Genomic DNA, 6,224 nt, shown 5'->3' on the forward strand with positions numbered 1-6,224 from the left:
TCGCGGTAACGCTCTATAAGAGCTTGGAGTATTGAATAAAAAGGGTCTCAATCTATCAAGTTGGGGGCTTTTTTATTCGCTGCCTAGCGTTTATCCCTTTCCCCTAAGACCTGTGCTATATTTCAACAAGCACTAAGTGCTCCTGGTACTAAAACCGTTTAGGGATAAGGAGGTGATGCCCATGAGTGAAAGTAGTTGTAAATGCATGGGTCTTCAGGTTGACGTGAGCCGGCTGTGTGCCGGGGCTGTTCTCTAGAATTGGCTTCATCTTTGAAACTGATGCGCTAGGGTTCCTTCCGGCAGTCTGGTTTCAACCTAAGACCCCACTAGACCGCTCCTATCTTGAAGTTGCTTCGGCACTTCCCTGATAGGAGCGGATAGTTTTTTAAAGGCACTTAACTTATATGATTTGCACTTAATATTATTTTTAGTAAAGTGCCATCATCGTGCCCTACATATGCCCACACTCCTCAGCTCTACAGAAATCCAGACTCGCCTCACCACATTGCCCGACTGGACCCTTGAAGACACTTCAATCCAAATGATTTTGACCTTCAAGAACTTTATTGAAGCAATTGCCTATATCAATAAAGTAGTTGAACCAGCTGAGGCAGCTGGCCATCATCCTGACATTTCAATTTCCTATAATCGAGTGATCATTAGCCTCACCACTCACGATGCAGGGGGCCTGACTCAGCAAGATTTTAATTTGGCTCAGACGCTATCCCAACTGGCATAGATCAGACGCTATCCCAACTGGCATAGATCAGACGCTATCCCAACTGGCATGGCCAGACACTCTCCCAACTGGCATAAGAAATCTTCCTCTGAAGAAAAATCTGGACTAGGGTGTCTAGAGTTAGCTATCAACCAACTTATCAGTTGGTAAAAAGGTAGTCTACGTAGCTAGCTCTTCCTAAAGAGATCTGCTAGCATTAGCCTTAGGTAATTACAGAGCATAAGCGAATTGTCTTAGGGCAAGGTTGCATAGGTTCTGTAATTCAGGCAAGATAAATCAATGTGGCTCAGCTATTTTGCTGACCGCTCATTTTCTTCCTAGGTGTGAGGAGAACTAAAATAATGTCTAATCTGTGGAAAGCCTTATTGGCTAGCCCATTTGTACTGGGTACTGCTCTTTCCAGTTCCGGTTTTGCTGCTGAGACTGTTAGCGTTGACGCATTAAGCAACTCTGACTCCATTCAACTAGCTCAGGTTACTAGCGTTTCCGAGCTTTCTGACGTTCTTCCTTCTGACTGGGCCTACACTGCACTGCAGCGCCTAGTAGAAGAGTATGGTTGTCTTGAGGGTTATCCCGACCGTTCTTACCGTGGTAACCGCGCAATGACTCGCTATGAGTTCGCTGCTGGCTTAAACGCTTGCTTGGACGTAATCGTTCAGCTAATTGACGGTGTTGATGAAACTGAGCTTGACACCATTCGTCGCCTACAGGAAGAGTTTGCTGCCGAGCTAGCTACTATCCGTGGTCGCGTTGATACTTTAGAAGCTGATGTAGCTGAGCTAGAAGCTAACCAATTCTCTACTACTACCAAATTGAAAGGTCAGTTGGACGCTCACTTGGTAGTACCTTTCGATGCTCCTAACGACGAAGACGAGACTACTTTTGAGTATCGTGCTCGTTTGAACTTTGACACTAGCTTCACTGGCGAAGACCGTTTACGTATTCGTTTCCAGGCTAGTGACCGTGGTGGTGAAGGTACTAGCTCCTTGGGTCAGGCTGCAGGCGGTCTAGCCAGCCAAAGTGGTCCTGACGATGATCAGGATGACATCAGCTTGGACGATGTTTACTACTCCTTCCCCATCGGCAGCCGTGTTTCTGCAATCATCTCCGCTAACAGCACTGTTTCTGATGATTTTGTAACCAGCACTATCGTTCCTTTCGATGGTCCTAGCGTTGCTGACTACGGTGGTCCTCAGTTCTATGACCAGCTTGGTGTAGGTGGCGAATCCCTTGGTGTTGGCTTCAACATTGCCTTCACTGACAACATCATTCTTGATGCTGGTTATGCAACTGGCCGCGGTCAGGATGCAGACAAGGGTGTCTTCGACGAGTATGAATACATTGTTCAGTTGAACTACTTAAGCGATGGCTTGATTGATGCTGCCATCGTCTACATGGATGGTGAAACTGGCGATGGTAACGGTGAAGAAGAAATTATCGCAGGTCTTCTAAATCTTGACTTTGGCGGGTTCGAAATCGGCGGTTACTTCGCTGACCAAGATGGTGATGAGAGCTGGCAGGCTGGTGTTGCCTTTGGTGATTTCCTAGGTACTGGTAATGCCGCTGGTGTCTACTACTCTGAAGACTTCGATGATAACGAAGTAGCTGAGGCTTACTACTCTGTTCAAGTCAACAAGTACTGGACTCTGACTCCTGCTGTAATTTACGGTGAGCTTGATGGTGATGATGACAGCCTTTACGGTGCCATCCGTTCTACCTTCAGCTTCTAAGTTTGATAACCTAGTTATCTAATGAAAAGGCTCCGCAGAAGCGGAGCCTTTTTGCTTTTTTACAATGCATAGATGTTCAAAACAGGTAGCTTCAAACGTAGTAATTAACGTAATACTTTCATGTCCTTCGGCAGCAAAGCCAGAATCATATATCGTTCACCATCAACTTTGACCAGCCAGTGTCCTGTTTTAGAGCCATCCTCAAGAGTTTCTTGCTCCAAGACAGTACCTGTTTGACCAGCAGCATATTTGGGATATAAAATTCGCACTCTATCGCCCAGTTTAATCACGCGCACTTAAATAAAAGCTCTAGATATCTATACATATCAGCCCAGGCAATTACTTTATTAGGCTTCGACGCCATAAATACGACGACATAAAAGTATATATTTTGGACGAAAATAATATGGTAGAAATCACGATGTTTTTAGCCTTTGATTAATCGTAAATATAGGCTAAAAACATCGTTAAACAAGGTCAAGCTTTAACTGGGGTCTTCTCAAGCATAAGTTTAGAGCGCTTAAACATCTCAGGAATTTCTACCGGATAATCTCCCGTAAAGCAGGCAGAACAGAATGTTGTAGTATCCTGTTGAGTCGCTGCTAACATTCCTTGCCAGCTCAAATAAGCTAACGTGTCCACACCTATTTGGGCTTCAATGTCTTGTACAGATTTTGTGGCAGCGATTAACTGGTCTTGGCTATCTGTATCAATGCCATAAAAACAGGGATGGGTAACGGGTGGGGATGAAATCCTCATGTGGATTTCTGTAGCACCGGCATCTCGCAAAGCTTTGACAATTTTGCGGCTGGTAGTTCCCCTAACAATAGAATCATCTACCAATAAAATTCTTTTCCCTTCCAGCACATCTCGTAGGGGATTCAACTTAATGCGGATTCCAGCTTCTCGCATCATTTGGGTTGGCTGAATAAACGTACGGCCAACGTATCGGTTTTTGATCAACCCTTCTGCATAAGGAATACCGGAAGCTTCAGCAAATCCAATAGCTGCCGGAATACCAGAGTCAGGGACTGGCATAATCAAATCGACGTCTGCTGGTGACTCCTTGGCCAGAATATTACCTAAACGCTTGCGATAGCTGTATAAACTCTCACCGTGATACACGCTATCAGGCCGTGCAAAATAGACCATTTCAAAAATGCACAGGCGGCGTTCTGGCTGGGCCCATTGCAATGACTTAACACCGGTTTCACTAATCCAGAGCAGCTCACCAGGCTGCACATCACGAATGTAGTGGGCGTTTACAATGTCTAAGCCACAGGTTTCGGATGCAACCGCATACTGCCCAGGCCCATTTTGAGGATCATGATCGCCAAAGTAGCCGAAGACAAGGGGCCTAATGCCGTTCGGATCGCGGATTGCTAAAATCCCCTCAGGGGTAGCGATCGCAAGGCTAAAAGCTCCCTGACACCGTTCGCAGGCATCAATAGCCGCCTCAATCCATCCTTTGCCATCATTAACGGCATCTGCCATCAACAACGCAATGACCTCTGTGTCGGTAGTGGTGAGCAGAGTATGGTTGCGTTCAAGCAGTTCTTCGCGTAGTTTGCTAGCATTGACCACATTACCATTGTGGGCTAACGCCATCTCTCCAAGGCGAGTAGACACTATGGCAGGTTGAGCATTGGCAACTCGACTAGACCCAGTCGTGGAATAGCGGGTATGGCCAACGGCCCACTGTCCAGGCAAGCGCTGCAATACATCCTCATCAAATACCTGGGAAACAAGCCCCATGTCTTTGTGAACATTAATACTGCCATGGTCAAAGGTGGCAATACCAGCTGATTCTTGACCACGATGTTGCAATGCATACAAACCAAAGTAAGTCAGCGTTGCAACATCGTCTGTGGGTGAATAGACGGCAAATACGCCACAGGCTTCTTCTGGTTTGTCGGGATGAACATGCACGGTAGAAGGTTGGGAAACAATATTATTGGTTGGGAGAGGCATCTTGAGTCCGCTTAGCGTTAACGACAACAAAAAGAAGCGACTAATGAGTGATGGGCTCAAGACGCACACAGGTGAGAAAACCAGGTAGAGACTTGAGAGAATGACTTAATATTTTCTTAATTAACATGATCCTAACACCCGAAACCAATTGCAAGGGTGTCGGTCCATCAGATTAATCTATGTTGTTTATGTTGTTACACATCCAGGGCTCTTTCTATAGCGTAGCGCCAGCTATCGGCCATGGTGGCAACATCCAGATTAATCAAGGGTTGATCATCAGATGTTTGAATAACCAGGGGCGTATTAGCAGCGGTTACAGTACCAATGATTCCCCAGGCATGATCTAGTTGCTGCCTGAGATAAGCTTCCCAAGCAGCTTGGTGAATAGGAGCAACAGTAACCACAATGCGAGCCCCCCCCTCACCAAACAGCAAGGTGTCATAACGCTGCTCCAGGTTGGGTAAGGTGATCGTTGCTCCAAGGTTGCCGCCAATGGCGGATTCAGCGAGTGCGATCGCAAATCCACCTTCTGCACAATCATGGGCCGATGTCACCCAACCTTGGCGAATACCATGGCGACAGACTGCCTGAACCTTTAACTCCAGGTCAATATTCACCTTGGGTGGACGCCCTGCCACCTGACCATGGATTTGCTTGAGGTATTCCGAAGCTCCCAGAGTCATAGCCCCGTCACCGTCCTCACCCAATGGGGTTCCCAGTAAATAAATCTGGTCACCAGCCATTTGCCAGCTTTGACCACAAACCCTATCTAAATCATCAATCACACCGACCATGCCGACCACGGGGGTGGGATAAATAGGCTGAGGGTTACCCTCACTATCAACTGTTTCGTTGTAAAGCGACACATTACCACCAGTTACAGGTGTATCAAATTCACGACAGCCATCCGCTAGACCGCGACAGGCCTCCGCCAACTGCCAGTAGCCCACCGGTTTTTCAGGGCTGCCAAAGTTCAGATTATCCGTCACAGCAATGGGTTCTGCTCCCACACAGCTCAGATTACGAGCAGCCTCAGCCACGGCCGCCAGACCGCCTTCATAAGGGTTGAGATATACATAACGAGGGTTGCAATCGGTAGTAGCAGCCACACCAGAATTACTGATAGCCCCCTCAGCCCCTTCCAAAGGTCGTAGTCGCACAATTGCTGCATCTGCCCCACCAGGCAACATCACCGTGTTGTTTTGCACCTGATGATCGTATTGGTGATACACCCACTGTTTCGAAGCAATTGTTGGTGTACCGAGTAGTGTCAGCATGACATCACTCCAAGCTTTACCATCGATACCCGCTGCTGAACAGTCGGGCAAACTACTCTCTTGCCAAGCCCAGGCCGTTTGTACATAGGCAGGCGGCTCCGCCAAAACTTCGCGTTCATACAGCGGTGTGTTATCTGCCAAGGCAGAGGCAGGCACATCAGCAGCGACCTTACCCTGAAATAAAATCCTCACGATCGGCTCTTGAATCACTTTACCCGCCACCACCGCATGGAGCCCCCAGCGCTCAAAAATGTCGATCAGCTCCTGCTCACGACCCTTTTGCCCTACAAACAGCATGCGCTCTTGGGATTCTGACAACAAATATTCGTAGGGGACCATGCCAGTTTCTCGCACAGGCACTTTGTCCAGGTCGAGCTCAATGCCGACGCCACCATTGACAGCCATCTCAGATGTGGAACAGGTGATACCCGCAGCCCCCATATCCTGCGCAGCCACCACAGCCCCCGTTTTAAATGCTTCCAGACAGGCCTCCACTAAAGACTTTTC

General features: G+C 47.6%; 5 protein-coding genes. 2 read left to right on the forward strand and 3 right to left on the reverse strand.

Annotation, left to right across the window (positions count from 1 at the left end):
• Positions 1–457 precede the first annotated feature (457 nt).
• The gene (locus DXZ20_RS16450; protein ID WP_163664764.1) at positions 458–739 is read left to right on the forward strand and encodes a 4a-hydroxytetrahydrobiopterin dehydratase; all 282 of its coding nucleotides are present in this window, start codon (positions 458–460) and stop codon (positions 737–739) included.
• Between the two features lie 341 nt (positions 740–1,080).
• Entirely contained in the window at positions 1,081–2,469 is a 1,389-nt protein-coding gene (locus DXZ20_RS16455; RefSeq protein WP_163664762.1) for an iron uptake porin, read from the forward strand.
• A gap of 104 nt (positions 2,470–2,573) precedes the next feature.
• On the opposite strand, the gene DXZ20_RS16460 is transcribed toward DXZ20_RS16455, so the two are convergent.
• The 3 genes from DXZ20_RS16460 to DXZ20_RS16470 form a co-directional block, all read right to left on the reverse strand.
• On the reverse strand, positions 2,574–2,765 hold the full coding sequence (locus DXZ20_RS16460; RefSeq protein WP_163664752.1) for a hypothetical protein: 192 nt from the start codon (positions 2,763–2,765) through the stop codon (positions 2,574–2,576).
• A 181-nt stretch (positions 2,766–2,946) separates the two neighbouring features.
• Positions 2,947–4,440: an amidophosphoribosyltransferase gene (gene purF, locus DXZ20_RS16465; protein ID WP_163699313.1), complete on the reverse strand. Its 1,494-nt coding sequence runs from the start codon at positions 4,438–4,440 to the stop codon at positions 2,947–2,949.
• Between the two features lie 194 nt (positions 4,441–4,634).
• On the reverse strand, positions 4,635–6,224 hold a 1,590-nt coding region (locus DXZ20_RS16470; RefSeq protein ID WP_163703516.1), incomplete at its 5' end, for an AIR synthase-related protein.

The organism is Adonisia turfae CCMR0081, assembly GCF_011009555.1.
Lineage (GTDB): Bacteria > Cyanobacteriota > Cyanobacteriia > Phormidesmidales > Phormidesmidaceae > Leptothoe > Leptothoe turfae.